Origin of the sequence: Mesorhizobium sp. M2A.F.Ca.ET.037.01.1.1, from assembly GCF_003998075.1 — a bacterium.
In the GTDB taxonomy this organism is placed as follows: Bacteria; Pseudomonadota; Alphaproteobacteria; order Rhizobiales; family Rhizobiaceae; genus Mesorhizobium.
Genome location: NZ_RZSA01001833.1, coordinates 1 through 427 on the forward strand (window position 1 = coordinate 1; position 427 = coordinate 427).

The window sequence follows — 427 nt, forward strand, 5'->3', positions numbered from 1 at the left end:
TTCCCTGCCTTTGCGCGGCAGACGGGCGAGGAAGACACCGTCGCGCGATTGAAGCTCGAGCACCTGGAGGATGAAAGCGCGGCGGCGGATCTCAGCGAGGCGCTGCTGGCCTACGGCCACGGGCGGCAGATCGAAAATCCCGAGGCGTTCGGCTATATGCTGCGCGCCTTCTTCGAATCGTTGCGCCGCCACATTGCCTTTGAGCGCGACCACGTGCTGCCGAAGGTTCTCGGCAATCAGTAAGTATTTGTCTTTACGCAATTCCGGACGGAAAACCGCTATGCACTTTTCCTGGAATTGCTCTAAACGAACGCCCCGGGGATCAGTCTCCGGCCCGCGCGGCCAGGCGCCCGATGTCGTCGACGATGACGTGGCGGTTGTTTTCGACGCGGATGACGCCCTCGCCCCGCAGCCGGGTGATCTGCCG

The 427-nt window shown here is 62.8% G+C and carries 1 protein-coding gene and 1 pseudogene; one reads left to right on the forward strand and one right to left on the reverse strand.

Features of this window, described 5'->3' with window-relative positions; all coding sequences use genetic code 11:
- Positions 1–243, forward strand: a 243-nt coding sequence (locus tag EOA27_RS40055; protein WP_145970976.1) for a hemerythrin domain-containing protein, incomplete at its 5' end; no start/stop codon positions are given.
- 79 nt (positions 244–322) lie between these two features.
- On the opposite strand, the pseudogene EOA27_RS42890 reads toward EOA27_RS40055, so the two are convergent.
- A pseudogene (locus EOA27_RS42890) lies at positions 323–427 on the reverse strand (Crp/Fnr family transcriptional regulator); the annotation flags it as partial.